At 44.8% G+C, this 15,495-nt stretch carries 12 protein-coding genes; 1 reads left to right on the top strand and 11 read right to left on the bottom strand.

What is annotated here, in order from left to right; all coding sequences use genetic code 11:
* Positions 1-331 precede the first annotated feature (331 nt).
* Positions 332-454, top strand: a complete 123-nt coding sequence (locus BLT53_RS25600; protein WP_280138795.1) for a hypothetical protein — start codon at positions 332-334, stop codon at positions 452-454.
* Positions 455-522: 68 nt separating this feature from the next.
* On the opposite strand, the gene BLT53_RS07045 is transcribed toward BLT53_RS25600, so the two are convergent.
* The 11 genes from BLT53_RS07045 to BLT53_RS06995 form a co-directional block, all read right to left on the bottom strand.
* Positions 523-2,232, bottom strand: coding sequence for an L-lactate permease (locus tag BLT53_RS07045; RefSeq protein ID WP_090233738.1), 1,710 nt, complete (start codon positions 2,230-2,232; stop codon positions 523-525).
* Positions 2,233-2,569: 337 nt separating this feature from the next.
* Entirely contained in the window at positions 2,570-3,367 is a 798-nt protein-coding gene (locus tag BLT53_RS07040) for an IclR family transcriptional regulator (protein ID WP_090233736.1), read from the bottom strand.
* A 69-nt stretch (positions 3,368-3,436) separates the two neighbouring features.
* Positions 3,437-4,216, bottom strand: coding sequence for a fumarylacetoacetate hydrolase family protein (locus BLT53_RS07035; protein WP_090233734.1), 780 nt, complete (start codon positions 4,214-4,216; stop codon positions 3,437-3,439).
* Between the two features lie 13 nt (positions 4,217-4,229).
* A complete protein-coding gene (ystJ, locus tag BLT53_RS07030; protein ID WP_090233732.1) occupies positions 4,230-5,435 on the bottom strand; it encodes an NADP-dependent malic enzyme in 1,206 nt (401 codons plus the stop codon).
* A 109-nt stretch (positions 5,436-5,544) separates the two neighbouring features.
* Complete coding sequence (locus BLT53_RS07025; RefSeq protein ID WP_090233731.1) at positions 5,545-7,722, bottom strand: malate synthase G; 2,178 nt, start codon at positions 7,720-7,722, stop codon at positions 5,545-5,547.
* Positions 7,723-7,844: 122 nt separating this feature from the next.
* Positions 7,845-9,296 (bottom strand): FAD-linked oxidase C-terminal domain-containing protein, encoded by a 1,452-nt coding sequence (locus BLT53_RS07020; RefSeq protein ID WP_090233729.1) that lies wholly within the window; start codon positions 9,294-9,296, stop codon positions 7,845-7,847.
* Complete coding sequence (locus BLT53_RS07015) at positions 9,296-10,654, bottom strand: (Fe-S)-binding protein (protein ID WP_090233728.1); 1,359 nt, start codon at positions 10,652-10,654, stop codon at positions 9,296-9,298. Before BLT53_RS07015 ends, BLT53_RS07020 begins: the two co-directional genes overlap by 1 nt.
* 2 nt (positions 10,655-10,656) lie before the next feature.
* Positions 10,657-11,988: an FAD-binding oxidoreductase gene (locus BLT53_RS07010; protein WP_425284659.1), complete on the bottom strand. Its 1,332-nt coding sequence runs from the start codon at positions 11,986-11,988 to the stop codon at positions 10,657-10,659.
* A 229-nt stretch (positions 11,989-12,217) separates the two neighbouring features.
* Positions 12,218-13,546, bottom strand: coding sequence for a 6-phospho-beta-glucosidase (locus tag BLT53_RS07005; RefSeq protein ID WP_090233725.1), 1,329 nt, complete (start codon positions 13,544-13,546; stop codon positions 12,218-12,220).
* Positions 13,530-14,522 carry an N-acetylglucosamine kinase gene (locus BLT53_RS07000; protein ID WP_090233723.1) on the bottom strand — a complete coding sequence of 331 codons (993 nt, stop codon included), beginning with the start codon at positions 14,520-14,522 and terminating at the stop codon, positions 13,530-13,532. The genes BLT53_RS07005 and BLT53_RS07000 overlap by 17 nt, the downstream gene beginning before the upstream one ends.
* Entirely contained in the window at positions 14,522-15,484 is a 963-nt protein-coding gene (locus tag BLT53_RS06995) for a carbohydrate ABC transporter permease (RefSeq protein WP_090233720.1), read from the bottom strand. The genes BLT53_RS07000 and BLT53_RS06995 overlap by 1 nt, the downstream gene beginning before the upstream one ends.
* Positions 15,485-15,495: the final 11 nt, after the last annotated feature.

The raw sequence follows: 15,495 nt of genomic DNA, 5'->3' as shown, positions 1-15,495 counted from the left end.
CAATTCAGACAATAGTCATTGCAATCCAACGTAATTCACCATGAATATGCTTACAAATTATAGCTTTTCTTATATTTACGTTAACTTTTGTAGTAATATAGAATTAAAAATGATGTGGGATTTTTTGTCGTATCAGTAAGTATTGAGAAGGGAATTTTATGAAAGATCAAATAACGATGTTCTGTCTTCTAAATTCCTTGGACTTGCAGCGTGATGGTTTGACAAATGCCTCTTTGATGCAGGCAAATACGTTTGCCTACTTGGATATAAGACATAAGCGCTGGCAGAAAAAATGATCTGGATGTTTGAAAACAAAAAAGAAGCCATTAAAATGGGAAAAAAAGCGATTAAAAAGGGGAAAGAAAACTTCAACATGGATTTATATGCTAAGCAGTGGGAGGAAGTTATTGAAGAAGCTGTAAAAAGGAAACTGCAAAACGAAATACAACAATAAAGGAAAACAAACAAAAGCAGTGATTTACGATCTGGATCACTGCTTCTGTTTGTTTTCATTGAGTCAATCTACGGCAGCATCCATGAAAATACCGTTGATTGCAAATACGTGATGCAGCAAATGATGAAAAGCAGGATGATGCTATGTTTTATAGTGAAGCGAAGCAGATCGGATTCTTTTCCTCCCAGTCCCACGGCCGCACACGCCACCGCTATGGATTGAGGTGAAATCATTTTCCCGGTTACCCCACCGCTGCTGTTTGCCGCAATCGCTAAGATGGGGTCCATCCCCACTTGGTTTGCCGTAATCTTTTGAAGACTTGAAAATAATAAATTAGCGGACGTATCCGAACCGGTCAGAAATACCCCTAACCATCCAAGAATCGGAGAAACAAACGGGAACAAAGAACCTGTAGCGGCTAGTGTCATGCCGAGCGTAATACTCATACCCGAGGCATTGGCCACATAGGCAAACCCTACAACCGATGCAATGGTTACCAAGGCGAACTTTAATTCGTTCAGCGTTTCAATAAAAGTTGAAAACCAGCTTTTCCAATCGATTTTTAGAATGAACTTCGAAATAATGGCCGAGATTAAAATGGCCGTTCCTGCTGCCGCCAATAGCTCTAACTTAAACATGGCCGTAATGGGCTGGCCGTTTCCGTCGATGATTAAATTGTTCAATCCGGGGACGGCTGGATGAAAACTGAGATAATGCCCAAGAGAATTCAACCCCTGAAGCAGAGTATTTGTTCCTTCATACTGCCCAATTAGTGCCTTTTTTATGGTCGGTATGCCCCAAACAGAAATGATGATTGTTAATACAATGAACGGTGACCAGGCTTTTAAAATTTGCGGGAAGGTGTAGGTTTTTTTACCATCCGATTTAATCACGTGAATGGATTCCGCGTTACCTGCCGCCATTTCTGCCTGCCCCATTTCAGACTTAAAACGGAATGATGTCTTGGGCTGCCAAACTTTCAGGAACAAGGTTAAGGCGATAATGGATACCAATGCTGAGATGATATCCGGAAGCTCCGGTCCTAGATAATTGGAAACAAGGAACTGTGTGACCGCAAACGAGATCCCCGATACGAGAATAGCAGGAATTACTTCAAATGCCTTTTTGAAGCCTGCCATCATAACGATGAGGTAAAACGGCACGAAAAGCGATAAAAAAGGCAGCTGACGGCCGACCACTTTCGAAACCTCAATAGCCGACATTCCCGTTGGTCCTTCAATCGCGATAACTGGCGATCCAATGGCTCCAAAGGCTACAGGAGCGGTATTAGCAAGCAAACAAAGACCTGCTGCATAGAGAGGGTTAAAACCCAATCCTACAAGCAGAGCGGCAGAAATTGCAACCGGTGCACCAAACCCCGCAGCCCCTTCCAGGAAGGCACCAAAGGAAAAGGCGATTAATAGTGCCTGCAAACGTCTGTCCTCTGTTATGGAAACAATGGAGTCTCGAATAATATCAAACTGCCCCGTTTTTACCGACAGCTTATACAAAAAGACCGATGCAACGATAATCCAGCCAATGGGAAGCAGTCCATAGACAGCACCCTGCAAAATGGACATGGCGGCCATTCCTGCGGGCATGCCATAGACCAGCACAGCTACAAGCAGAGCCACAATCAATGTAGTCAATCCTGCTATGTATCCTTTCATGCGTTTTATTGCCAGCGCCCACAATAAATACAAAATAGGGATAAGAGCAACGAGAGCAGAGAGGCCAATACTATCTCCAATTGGATCATAGATTTGTTTCCATGACATCAAAAAACCTCCTCTTTTTGTTTGTTATTACAAAACAACGTTTCTCGAAATTCTTAAATAAAAAAACACTAAGGAACGACTTAGTTGATTCATAAACTGAAGGAATGGCTAATGGTGGGGTCATCGATGATAGAGAGATGGATAAAAATAGAGTAGTGTTTTAATGTAGTTTATTTATACTCCTTTCCTGCCGTAATAGATGAGTTTCAAAATTTATTGTAACCGCTTTCATTAAATCACGTCAATTTATTTTCTGTATATTTAAAAAATTAGGCACATAACAGGACGGATTGATCAAAACCCGTCCTTCTTTTTTTCCTTATTCTCAATCAAAATACTAACTTCCCTTTTCCATCTGGACAAAATCTTCGTTCGTATACCCAAGCCGAGCAGAGAGCTGCTTGCTGATTTTCTGCATGCGGGGCTTAAGCTGTTCCAGCCGTTCATTGGTCATACGGAGGGTCGGCCCAGAGATGCTGACGGCACCAACGACCATACCCAAATGATCGTAGATGGGGACTGCAATACACGTGATGCCCGTTTCATTTTCTTCCAAATCAAGCGCATAGCCCCTCTGTCTTACTTGATTTAATTCTTCAAGAAACAGATCTTTGTCTGTTATGGTTTTGTCTGTATGACGAGGCATTCCTTTACGCTGGAGAATTTCCACGACCTCACTGGCCGGCAGTGAAGCAAGAATGGCTTTCCCTACTGAAGTACAATGCATGGGGGCACGTTTTCCCACCTTGGAATGCATACGGAGAGTTTCATTGCCGTCCAATTTTTCAATATAGACCACCTCACCTTGATCAAAGACAACAAGATGGACGACTTCATTTGTTTCATCTTCCAGCTCTTGCAGAAACGGTTTTGCTTCCGCTCTAAGGTCGATGGATTCAAGCAGCTTCGAACTAACTTCCAAAAATTTATATCCGAGCTTATAACGCCCGGTTTCTTGATCTTGTTCAATATAGCCATACAGCACCAAAGTGGACAGGATTCGATAAACAGAGCTTTTATTTATATCAATTTGTTTTGCGATTTCAGTAACACCCATTCCGCCTTTTTTCAAACTAACCAGAGTAATGATATCCAGTGCCCGGCTGACGGACTTCACCATATTCTCTCTTTCCAAAACCCTTCACCTCATCTGTAAGTATAAGAAAATTATAGCATATCTGCCGCCGGGCCACGGATGGTCTACTTAAGCTTTAATGCGTTCTCTGGCGGCAACGAACGTGTTGCGAAGCTTGCCAATTCCCTTGATCTCGCATTCAATCACATCGCCTGCTCCCACAAATTCTGCGCCGACAGGGCTGCCCGTTAAGATCACATCTCCCGGTTTCAGCGTCATGACTCCGGTAAGATAGGAAATCATTTTACGAATGGGAATGATCATTAAATTCGTGTGACTGTTTTGTTTTTCTACATCGTTTAGCTTTGCTTTTACAGTAACATTGAAAGGATCAAGTTCTGTTTCAATGACCGGTCCTAGTGGAGTAAAGGTATCAAATGATTTGCCAATGGTCCAATGGCCGGCTTCATGGAAATATTGAGGTGCGGTCACATCATTGCCCACCGTATACCCGAAAACATATTCAAGCACCTCTTCTTCAGGGACATTCTTTGCTTCTTTCCCAATGACAATCGCAAGCTCTGATTCAAACTTAACCTGCTCAATATTGTCCGGTATGATGATATCTTCTTCAGGTCCGATGACCGAAGAGGTTGGCTTAAAGAAGAAAACCGGAATTTCCGGAAGCTCACTTGGCAGTTCGTCTGTCTTGGACACATAGTTGGCGCCGATCCCAATGACTTGGTTTGGCGATAGTGGAGCAAGAAACTTAACATCCTTTTCGGAAAACGTTTGTCCTGTATATTTCCATTCACCAAACAGATCACCTTTGATTTCTTTGATGGTATGGTCTTCCGTTAAAACCCCTGTTAAAACAGAAGATTGAACCTTAAATCTAGTATATTGCATTCTGGTACTCCTCTCAGTAATTGGAAGGTTGTTTCATATTAATGATCCGGGCTACCCCTGTAGAAATGGCAGCATCCGCTACAGCTTTGGCAACCGCTTCTACGACTCTCTTATCAAAGGCATGCGGAACGACATAGTCATAGCTTAGTTCTTCGGTTGTAATTAAGTTGGCAATGGCATAAACAGCTGCAATTTTCATTTCTTCATTAATTTCAGAAGCAAGGACCTGTAAGGCACCTTTAAAAATACCAGGAAACGCCAGTACATTATTCACCTGGTTGGGGAGATCGGAACGTCCGGTTCCAACAACCGCCGCACCAGCTCCCTTGGCAAGCACAGGCATAATTTCGGGAATAGGATTAGCCATGGCAAAAATAATTGGATCTTTGCCCATAGATTCTACCATATCCTGCGTTACGGCCTCGGCCACTGAAACCCCGATAAAGACGTCGGCGTCTTTAATGACGTCTTGTAATCTTCCTTCTGCGTTCTCTTTGTTGGTAAGTACAGAAATGCAATCTTTCATGGTATTCATCCCATAGGCTCGCCCTTCATAAATCGCCCCTTTGGAATCACAAAGAATAATATCTTTCACACCCATATTGATTAGCAGCTTCGTTACAGCAATTCCTGCTGCCCCGGCTCCATTTACAACGATTTTTGTATCCTCAATCCGTTTGTTGACGACCTTCAGCGCATTTATTAAGCCGGCTGCCGTAACAATGGCTGTTCCATGCTGGTCATCATGAAAAACAGGGATATCCATTTCTTTTTTCAGCCGTTCTTCAATAATGAAACAGTTAGGAGCTGAAATATCCTCCAAATTAATCCCGCCGAATGTCGGCTCTAATGATTTCACAATTTGAATAATCTCGTTTGCATCCTGTGTATTTAAACAGATCGGAAAGGCATCTATTCCTGCAAAAGCCTTAAATAACGCCGCTTTTCCTTCCATAACCGGCATCGATGCACGTGCGCCGATGTTCCCTAATCCCAATACGGCTGAACCATCCGACACGACCGCAACCACATTTCCTTTGATCGTATAATCGTAAATTTTTTGCGGATCCTGGTAAATGGCTTTACACGGCTCTGCAACTCCCGGAGAATAAGCCAAACTCAGGTCATCTGCATTTTCAATGGAAACCTTCACCTCCACACTGAGTTTTCCTTTGGACTGTTTGTGAAGTTCAAGCGATTTTTCCTTAAGGTTTTGCATATTCTCAACTCCTCACGAAATGTTGAACAGTACTCTCACGATCGTACCCGTGAGAGTACTGTTTTACCAGTTTTACGTTCTAAAAAAGCCGATGGGAGCAGGTAATCTGCTACTGCTTGATGGCATATTTGGCTTTTGCTTCAATACGGCGGCTGTGCAGGATAGGTTCTGTGTAACCATTTGGCTGTTCAAACCCTTTAAAGACCAGATCGCAGGCTGCCTGAAACGCAACTGAATGGTCATAGTTATCGGACATTCTGAGATAGGATGGATCTCCGGCGTTTTGTTCATCTACCACTTTGGCCATCCGCTCTAACGTCGCCCTTACTTGTTCTTTAGTGCATATACCGTGGTGCAGCCAGTTCGCCATATGCTGGCTCGAGATTCTGAGAGTCGCTCTGTCTTCCATCAGCCCCACATTGTAGTAATCGGGCACTTTGGAACAGCCCACGCCCTGTTCCACCCAGCGGACAACATAGCCTAATATTCCTTGGGCATTGTTGTCTAATTCCTGTTGTATATCTTCAGCGCTCCAATCTGCATGGTTCACGACCGGAATTTCCAAAATATCATCCCGTAAATTTTCGGATACTTTTTTTAATTCATCCTGTACCTTGGAAACATCCACTTGATGGTAATGAAGGGCATGCAGAGTAGCGGCCGTAGGCGACGGAACCCAAGCTGTATTTGCTCCTGCCTTTGGGTGGCCAATCTTCTGCTTCAACATATTTGCCATCAGGTCAGGCATCGCCCACATTCCTTTACCTATCTGGGCCTTACCCTGGAAGCCTGTCTCCAGACCTGTATAGACGTTGGACTTTTCATATCCTTGCAGCCAGGCAGATGATTTCATGTCACTTTTACGGATCATTGGACCGGCTTCCATTGATGTATGGATTTCATCCCCGGTTCGGTCAAGAAATCCTGTATTAATAAAAGCGATCCGGTCTTTGACTTCACGGATGCATGCCTTTAGGTTAAGGGACGTTCGGCGTTCCTCATCCATTACACCGATTTTAATGGTATTGCGTTCGAGCCCCAGCATGTTTTCCACACGATCGAGAAGCTCATTGGCAAAACGGACTTCCTCTGATCCATGCATTTTCGGCTTAACAATGTAGACAGATCCTTTGGAAGAGTTTTGATAGGTGCCATTGCCGAGAAGAGAATGTTTGGCCAAGAGGCTCGTAATCACTCCATCAAGAATCCCTTCCTGAATTTCCTCTCCGTTAACCAAAATGGCATTATTCGTCATCAAGTGGCCGACATTGCGGACAAACATTAATGATCGCCCTGACAAGGAGAATTCTTCTCCAGCAGGAGTTGTATATTGGCGGTCAGCGTTAAGGGTACGTGTCATGGATTTGCTTCCTTTTTGGAAGGTAGCCGATAAATCTCCCTTCATAAGACCGAGCCAGTTTCGGTAAACAATCACTTTATCCTCTGCATCAACTGCGGTAACTGAATCTTCACAATCCATAATCGTGGTAATAGCTGCTTCCATCAGGATGTCTTTTACGCCGGCGTCATCGGTTTTACCTATAGGATGATTGCGGTCAATCTGGATTTCAAAATGAAGATCGTTGTTCTTGAACAAAAGGGAGCTTGGGTTTTCTAAAGTCCCCTGAACACCTGCAAACTTCGATGAATCAATTAGTCCTGTGGTATTCCCGGTATGTAGCGTAACGGATAACTCCCCGTCGACCACACGATATTGAACCGCATCTTCGTGAGAAGCATCCTTTAAAGGAATGGTTTGGTTAAGAAACTCTCTCCCAAAGGCAATGACCTTTTCACCTCGTATCTGATTATAACTGGCGCCTCGCTCCGCCCCGTTTTCTTCACTGATGGCATCCGTTCCATAAAGCGCATCATACAGGCTTCCCCATCGGGCATTGGCCGCGTTGATTGCATAACGGGCATTGTTCACTGGAACCACCAGTTGCGGTCCCGCTTGAATCGCAATCTCATCATCCACTCCTTGAGTTGTAATTTCAAACTCCTCTGCTTCGGGTTCAAGATAACCAATTTCCTGTAAAAAGGCCTTATACGCTTCAAAATCGAACCGGTCCTTATGGTCCAGATGCCATCCATTAATCTGGTCCTGAATTTCATCGCGGCGCGCTAATAATTCCCTGTTTTTTGGTGTGAGGTCCAGAATCAGTCCTTCAAATTCCGACCAGAACGTGTCAGGATTCAACCCAGTTCCAGGTAACGCCTCAGATTGAATGAACTCATAAAGTTCTTGAGCAACTTGCAAATCGCCTTTTTGAACATAATTTTCCATCGCTTGTTCCTCCTTTTACTATTTCTGTTTGTTATTACAAAACGCTGTTTTGTATGATGTTGAAAAAATAATAGCACAAAATATAAACCGCTTTCAATTGTTTTTGAAAAATTTACACAATTTTAAAGTGCTGCCTCTTTTCTCTCTTTTTTGACTTCAGCACACCGTCCAGGACTCGGAAATAACTTGCCGGCGTTTAACAAGTTCTCTGGATTAAACACCTCTCGAATATCAGTCTGGGCCTGTATTTCTTCATCAGTAAACACGAAACGCATTTCTTCTCTCTTCTCAATTCCCACGCCGTGCTCTCCTGTAATGGTTCCACCCACATCTGCACAAGCTTGCAAACACGCACTGCCGGCTGAAAGGGCCAATTCCGTTTGCCCCGGAATTCTTGCATCAAAAAGAACGAGCGGATGCAGATTTCCGTCCCCTGCATGAAAAATATTGGCGATGCGGAGACCGGATTCTTCACTGATCTGGTTAATTCTGTTTAACACTTCCGGCAGCCGGCTGCGAGGGATGACCCCGTCTTGTACCAAATAGTCGGGGGAGATGGCACCCATAGCCCCGAATCCTGTCTTGCGGTTCGCCCACCATCTTGCCCGTTCTGCTTCATCTTGGGCGACTTTTACTTCACGGACATTCCGGTTTTTACAGACGTCGAGAATCTGGCTGATTTGCTCATCAATCCCTGCAGCAATGCCATCTACTTCAATGAGCAGCAGCGCCTTAATATCTCTCGGGTGTCCCACAGGAAAGGCTGCGGACTCCACCCCTTCAATGGCTGTTTTATCCATCATTTCAAGCGCAGCAGGAACAATACCGGCAGAGATGATGTCCGATACCGCATGACTACCGTCTGAAACGTCATCAAAATAGGCAAGCACGGTCTGTTTGGCTTCGGGGTTTTTCAGAATCCTGACGGTGATTTTTGTCACGATCCCGAGCGTTCCTTCCGAGCCTGTAATCAATCCGAGGAGATCATACCCAGGTGAATCAGGAATCCCGTTATTGCCGATTTCAATGATTTCGCCGTTTGGCAAAACCACTTCCAGTCCCAAAATATGATTTGTGGTCACCCCATATTTTAGACAATGAGCGCCTCCCGCATTTTCTGCCACATTCCCGCCAATCGTACAGCAATACTGGCTGGATGGATCAGGTGCATAGTAATACCCTTTATCTGAGATAGAGTTGGTTAGCTTCAGGTTGACAAAACCGGGTTCGACCACCGCTCTTTTATTCTCGTAATCTACACTCAGCAGCTTTTTCATTTTGACCAGACTGATGACCACTTCTCCGTTGACCGGGATGGCTCCGCCGCTCAAACCTGTGCCTGCGCCGCGAGCTAGAAAAGGCAGCCGGTTGTCTGAGCAATAGCTGACAAGACGGGAAACTTCAAGTGTGTCTTTAGGAAAAACAACTGCTTTTGGCAAATACTTGTGGATTGTAAATCCGTCGCAGTCATATGCCAGCAAATCCTCTTTATGGTGTAGAATTGAACGGTCGCCCACGATTTTTGCCAGATTCTTAATGTGTTTATCTTTTGTTTTCAGTCCCTTTAGTCCCATTATTCCTGCCCCCTTAAGCCATCTTCTTTCTTGTAGGCCCAGTCGAGCAGTTGAACGGTGTGAACAATTTTTTGATTACGTCCATATTTTTGGACGCCCATCGCCATTTGAAGCATGCAGCCGGGGTTTCCCATCGAAATCATCTCCACGTCATCCGGTACATTCTCCATCTTGCTTTCCAGCACAGCTCCCGCCATTTCCGGATTGGTAATATTATAGATTCCAGCACTTCCGCAGCAGCGGTCTGCGTTTGGCATATGGACCATTTCAACGCCAGGGATATCAAGCAAAATGTTTCGAGGCTCCTGACGCACTCCTTGCCCATGTGCTAAATGGCAGGCATCATGATAGGTGATACGGGTTTTTATTTCAGCCTGTGGCTGTTCATACCCCGTGTCATGAAGATATTTTGATACGTCTTCCACCTTGGCGGAAAACGACAGCGCTTTTTCGTGCCATTCGGGCTCTTCACGGAACAATTCTGCATATTCCTTCATCATGCAGCCACATCCCGCAGCGTTAACAATGATTTTTTTTGCATCGTTAAACGCTTCGATATTCTGTTTGGCAAGCTTTCTTCCCATTTCCCGGTCACCCGCGTGAACATGCAGAGCGCCACAGCATGTTTGGTTTTGAGGAATGACCACATCATTACCGTTTCGGGTAAGAACGTTAATTGTAGCCTCATTAATGTCACTGAACATCACATCCATAACACACCCCGTTAACAAGGCAACCTCATGCTTGGTTTTGCCTTTTGCCTTAATCACATTTTGATTCTTGTATTTTTTTCGTACGGGTTGTGTCAGTTCCGGCATGATTCCTTCCATCTCTGCCAGATGGTCAGGCATTATCTTTAACAGTCCAGTTTTCCGGACGACTTTTTGCATCCCGCTCTTTTGATAAAATTTTAATAACCCGCCAACGGTGTTCAAACGGTTCTGATGGGGAAACAGACGATGCAGGAAGAAATTGCTGACAGTTTTTCTGTACCCTGTTAATGGTATAGCTTGGCGAATTTGTCCCCGTGCCTCTTCGATCAGTCCCCCGACATCCACATCCGCCGGACAGGCGGTTGTACATGCACGGCAGTCCAGGCAGGCAAAAACAGGATCCATAAACTGCTCATTGACCTCAATTTTTCCTTCGGCGACAGATTTGATGAGATGAACCCGCCCTCGGGGAGAATGTTGCTCCTGGCCGGTGAGTTCATAAGTGGGACATGATTCCAGACACATCCCGCAATGCACACAATCCGCCCATTTATTTTCGTCAGGGGGATCACTCCAATGATAATTGCTCAGACTTATGGTAGTACATGCCTGGTGTTCCTTCACATCGCTTTCCCTTGTGCCCACGCTTAGATCCCTCCCACAAAACGTTTGTCATTGAGAATTCTCTTAGGGTCTACTTTGGCTTTAATTCCTTCCAGCAGATAAAAATAGGAAGGTGGATTGCCCCACACACTGACCTGCTGCCGGAGAACGTAAGGTAAATGTGTCACGATAAGATAACCGTTAAACTGTTCTACAAATTGCCGCAAATAAGCAATAGCACTCAGGATATCATCGCTTGCTCCTTTCAATGTCACTTGACACAAGCCATGCCCTAGTCCGCCGTGCCCCTGAACCACCAGATTGTGGCTGTCCTGCAAGAGGGTGCTTTCCTTTAAAACATGAAGCACGTCAAGGTTGGTCACGCCGATTTTGACAGTTGCTGCTGTTTTAGTGTCGGTGGAAAGTAAGGCTCCATTCGGTTTGAGAATATAAAAGTGATCCCAAAATGCTTGTGCTTTTTCTTGGGGCAAGATGTCCAATTGAACTTGTGCAGGAGAAATGCTTTTGACGAATTCCTCCTGATAATGCACCGCGCTCTCTACATCCTCGAAACTCATCGCCAACGTATAAACCCGTTGACCGGTCAGTTTTTCCGAGAGAGCTGGTGTTAACAGCTCGAGAGTGACAGGTTCCATCATGGATTCCAAAAGAGTCGTGGCAAACAGCCGAACCGCCTCTAAATTTCCATCCGGGAAGGACAAGAGCATTAAGCTTTCATACTTCGCAAGCGGACGCAGTTTGAGAATCACTTCAGACATAACGGCCAGCGTACCCATGGATCCAATAAACAGTTTGTTCATATCATAACCGGCCACATTTTTTACGACCTTTCCCCCCAACCGTATGATCGAGCCCTCAGGGTAAACGACACGCAATCCAATGACTACATCGCGTGAGGAACCATAACCAAGCCGTTTGGGACCGCTTTCATTCGAGTTGATAATTCCGCCAATCGTGGCATATTCAGGCCAAGCCGGATCAAGGGAAACACGCTGCCGGTGCGCAGCCAGGTACGTTTGCAACTCCTGAAAAGTAGTTCCTGCTTTCACCGTGATTGTCATATTGCCAACCGTATGTTCAACAATCCCTTTGTATTTCGATAACGAAAGCAAAATATCAGCTTTTTCAGTTTGTCCTCCAAATCCCCTTTTTGTTCCTCCACCCTGAATCGTTATCTTTTTTCCATGGTCACCGGCATATTGTAAAATGCCCTGAATTTCTTCTTCGGTTTCAGGAAAAACGGTGATGTACCCACCATTACCCAAGGGATGGGGATGGTTATTCTCTTCCTCAATCATGATTTGCTCTTGGGATAAAATCGAGGTTAAATCCGACAGAGATACTGTCTCGAGCAATTCACTCCACCTCCAATTGTTTCGTAATAAGAAACGCCGTTTCATCTATAGCTTAAAAAAATATTAACTGAAATATATAGCTTTATTAAACCATTCCAAATCTTACTTTTCAATAAATTTATCGAAAAATTTAAAATACTTTAAAATTTAGGTTTTTACCGATACATGGTTACTTCTTCACATGCAACAAAGGAACTGAGAGGTTTCTCCCAGTTCCTTTAGTGGTTGCTTATACCGTTTTGCTTTTTGAAAAAAACTGCGGCAAAAAGGTCTTATTTTCATCCAAAATGTCTTGAAGTATTTTTTCAGCAACAGAAGCACTCTTCACCAGCGGATGCGTAGTCAAGGCGAGCAGTCCCATGGAATAGTCTCCGTGAACTGCAGCTTCAATGGTTAATTCTTCGTAAGCTTTTACCATTTGCAGCAATCCGCGGATTCTTGCATCGATTTTGGTAGTAAGTTGAATGGGATGAGCACCCTGCCGGTCAATCATGCAATTGACTTCAATAGAAGCGGTCTCAGGAAGACAGGATAGGATCCCATTATTCTGCACATTTACGGTCTGAATATCTTTCTTATTGTTATAGATGGAGGACATGATATTAACCGCCGCTTCGGAATAGAATGCGCCTCCTCTTTGAGCGAGTTCCGGCGGTTTGATGGACAGATTGGGATCCTGATAGCGTTTAAACAAAGCGGCCTCCACCTTTTTTACCTCATCCGCTCTGGTTCCAGTCTCCTGCAATTGCTCTAATTGATGTTTCAAAACCTCATCTTCTTTATAATAATAGCGATGATAACCGCAAGGAAGGGCTCCCAGTGCCCGCAAAAAATCACGATTCCATTCGAGATCAGGAATATTATTCATGTTAAAGCCTTTCAGGTCTGCTTCTCCATTCAGGAAACTGTCAGTAACATCTTTGTTTTTTACCCGAATTTTTGTCGTCCAATTTAAATGATTAATTCCTGCCATTTCTATCTCAATTTCGCCGGATTCCACATTAAAGTATTCAGCAAGCTGTTTTCTGGTGTTGATCGGCAGGTTGCAAAGCCCGATCACTTTTACTGTTGAATATTTATTTACCGCTTCTGTTACAACACCTGCTGGGTTTGTAAAGTTAATCAAAAAAGCTTCGGGAGCATATTTTGCAATATCCCGACAGATATCAAGGATCACCGGAATGGTCCGCAGGGCTTTAGCAAAACCTCCGGCCCCGGTGGTTTCCTGGCCAATGCATTGATAACGGAGGGGAATTCTCTCATCCCTCGATCTTGCCTCGAGCATTCCTATGCGGAGCTGTGTGATGACAAAGTCAGCTCCTTTGATTGCTTCCTCCCTATCAAACGTTAACGTAAGATGAATGGGAACGCCGCCTTTTTGAATCATCCTCCGTGCTAATTCTCCTATAGTTTCAAGTTTTTCTTTTCCCTCATTGATATCCACCAGAAAAAGTTCCTGTACAGGAAACTCTTCATGCCGTTCGATAAAGCCTTCAATTAATTCAGGCGTATACGAAGACCCACCGCCGATCACCGCTACTTTAAGCCCATTTTTCATGACGTATCCACCCTTCTTCCAATCGGTTTAAAATTTCAATGCTAACCGGCAAATGAAGGTGGTCAAATGCCAGTAAAACCGCTCCAAAAACCGGATCCTTATGTGGAATAATCAATTCGATTTCGTGCCCCTCATTCTCGATCGTCTTTCTTAATGCGTCCAACACTACAGGATTCTTCCCCTTTTGCAGCACACTGCCTGTTAGAACGATGGGAATAGGGACAGGCAAGTTCCCGAGTCTCTTGATCACGGAGTTTGCTGCTATGCCCAACTCGATGCCGGCGTTTTGTAATATCCGGATCGAAAGCAGATCCCCGTCCATTGCGGCCTGATGTAGAACAATCGCCAGTCTGCCGTCGACTCTCGTTACCCCGTCATCCAAGAATTGATTCCACATTTCTTCCATCGTATGAAATCCGAGATAGCGGGGGATCCGATCGGTTAAGCTTGAGGGAATGTCCCGAAGTTCCCAGGAACGCACCGCAGATCTGAATGCTTCTGCCGCGAGTGCATTCCCCCCTATCTGTCCATCACCATAGAGATATCCAAAACCTCCAGTTTGGACCACATTCCCTTCCTCATTTCTTCCAGCTGCATTTGTACCGCTCCCTGCTACTAAAACGACTCCGGTATTGGAATGACTCCCGAGCCGCAAGCCTTCCATGGTGTCACATACCAGGTCCCATTTGTTAAAAGGCAGGGTTGCAAGCTTTGATTTCAACGTTCGGATATCTATTTCACGATCAGCGCCTGCCAGCCCGTACTGCACAAAAGAAAGATCAGTGCTTGAAAGCCGGGCCTCCTGCATCGCGGTTGTAACCGCTTCCTGAATATTGGCGAACGCTTGCTCAATCCCGTTCACCTGGTAGTTGGAGCATCCTGAAAATCCCTTCCCAAGAAGGTTACCGGACTGATCGGCTATAACCGCATGTGTTTTGCTTCCGCCTCCATCAATCCCCATCAAAATGTGTGTCATTATTCCTTCACACCTCCACCTGCAAGGCCACCGACAATATACTTATAAAGAAATACGGATACCAGAACCGGCGGCAGCGAGGCGATAAAACCCCCAGCCGTCATAAGTCCCCAATCAATGTTGTGCTTTCCAATAAACTCACGGATAGCGATCGGCAATGTTTTGGAAGCAAAGGATTGAGTGAACGCACTCGCAAACATAAATTCATCCCAAGCCAACAGCAGCGTAAAAATAGCGGTTGCCGCAATCCCGGGCATGGCAAGGGGAATGATGATCCGGAACAAGCTTCCCATACGTGAACACCCATCGATAATCGCAGCTTCCTCCAATGCTTTAGGGATGGTTTGAAAGTAGCCGGTCATGATCCAGATGGCAAACGGCAGTGAAAAGGTCGTATAGGAAATAATTAACGACCAAACCGTATCCAGGAGAGGAGGCGTATGAAGCAAAATAACATTGGTGAATGGTATGGCAACAGTAATTCCATTTCTCATCATGACATAGAGCGGAGCGATGATCGAGATGGACGGCAACAGCTGCATCGCCAGCACTGTAAATAAAGCAGAATTTCGAAACGGAAATACCACTTTGGAAAAGGCATACGATGCAAAAATGGCCAAAGCTAGTGTAAACACAGTGGTGCCAAGGGAAACTATGATACTGTTTTTCATGGCTGCAATAAATTCGGCAGCCCCATTACCAGTAAAAAGGCGATAATAGTTTTCCAGTGTGGGAGAGTGAGGAACCAAATGACCGCTAAGCAGCTCTTCGGTCTTACTGATGGAAGACGTAAACAAATAGACAAAAGGAGCCAAAGTAAATAGTGCAAGCAGGATTAAGCCGCACCACAAATAAAAGGGAGGAATCAGATCAGTGCTTTTCACCTTAAACAACCTGGATTTTCCTTTGACCGTTGCCACCTCATTTTTGACGGTTCTCTGTTCAATCGTTGGTTCAAACATGGGTATCCCTC

This window comes from Fictibacillus solisalsi (assembly GCF_900103485.1).
Classification (GTDB): domain Bacteria; phylum Bacillota; class Bacilli; order Bacillales; family Fictibacillaceae; genus Fictibacillus_C; species Fictibacillus_C solisalsi.
This window is presented reverse-complemented; position numbering and strand designations above follow the sequence as displayed.